The organism is Bacteroides acidifaciens, assembly GCF_024623065.1.
GTDB lineage: Bacteria > Bacteroidota > Bacteroidia > Bacteroidales > Bacteroidaceae > Bacteroides > Bacteroides acidifaciens.
In genome coordinates this window covers 1-1,026 of sequence record NZ_JANJZR010000194.1, presented here as the reverse complement: position 1 = coordinate 1,026, position 1,026 = coordinate 1, and the positions used below count along the sequence as shown (strand labels likewise).

Sequence of the window (1,026 nt, the reverse complement as noted above, 5' to 3'; positions counted from 1 at the left end):
CCGGTGCTTCCGTCACTGATACCCGTAAAGTTGCTATACTGGAAGAAGCGTTCATGGCCGGTATGATAACCTGGTACAATAGTTTGGCGGCGTATTTCTCCATATCCGATTCGTACAGGTCTTTATCAGCTTCGGAGGCAAAAGCGCGCAAAATAGAGGATTTGCCGTCCGGACCGTCCACTTTGTCCTGATAACCTGCCTTAAACTCATTCAGGTTATTAAAATTCGTTTCGATAGTCTGGCGGACATCCTTTCCGGAATCACCGTCTTTAAATTTCTTTATATCCATATTTCCAAATAGTTAGGCATTAATCAATTATTTATCTTTCCATAGTTCCTTGTCCAACCACGGGTATTTGTCCACCCATTTGCCGGAACCGAAACAACTTCGTATTGCTTCCCAAACCAGCCGGCCGGCATAATACACGGCTTTAATAACCTTTCCTTCGGCAAATATCCCCGTTATCTTTCTTCCTCCCTTAAACAACATGCTTTATTCCTCCGTTTCATAAGTATAATAAAAGGTATTCGAATCGGGATTTTTAATTTTACTGTATTCCTCTTCGCTCATTACCTCGTGTTTCTTATCGAAAGGCTTTATCTTTTCGTTAAGGAACTCCAGTACGTCCGCCTCCATTTCGTTGGTAATGCTTTCCTTTTCCTCGGCAGCCCTGATCTGTTCGATAAGATCATCTATCTGTTTCTGCGTCTTCATAAGCTGTATTAATTAAATTGTTTACTGAACTCTTTAGAATGAACCCTCGGTTTCCGGTAGCCGCTTTCCGCAATTTCTCCGGTCCAGTTGGACTCCTTATCGGCAAACGTAAGTTTTAACGTCACATTCTGCGGTGTTTCCGGATGGACACGATAAGAAAACTCTTCCGCCGAAGGAATTACTTTTATCTCTTCCCGGCCGTAACCCGCCAGGTAAACATCATCAGAGGAAAGCAGATCAAGAAGGAAGCGTATTTCCTGCGGGCGTTTGAATCCCGTCTTAATCGTTACGACCGTCTGTATATCCGTCCG

At 43.7% G+C, this 1,026-nt stretch carries 3 protein-coding genes and 1 pseudogene; all 4 read right to left on the bottom strand.

Annotated features, from left to right (window positions below; translation table 11 throughout):
- A partial coding sequence (locus NSB03_RS20725; RefSeq protein ID WP_257466641.1) for a hypothetical protein occupies positions 1 to 289 on the bottom strand: 289 nt, incomplete at its 3' end.
- Between the two features lie 27 nt (positions 290 to 316).
- Positions 317 to 490, bottom strand: coding sequence for an MFS transporter (locus NSB03_RS20720; protein ID WP_128824514.1), 174 nt, complete (start codon positions 488 to 490; stop codon positions 317 to 319).
- A 3-nt stretch (positions 491 to 493) separates the two neighbouring features.
- The gene (locus NSB03_RS20715; RefSeq protein WP_136014069.1) at positions 494 to 715 is read right to left on the bottom strand and encodes a hypothetical protein; all 222 of its coding nucleotides are present in this window, start codon (positions 713 to 715) and stop codon (positions 494 to 496) included.
- Positions 716 to 723: 8 nt separating this feature from the next.
- Positions 724 to 1,026, bottom strand: a pseudogene (locus NSB03_RS20710) (hypothetical protein); the annotation flags it as partial.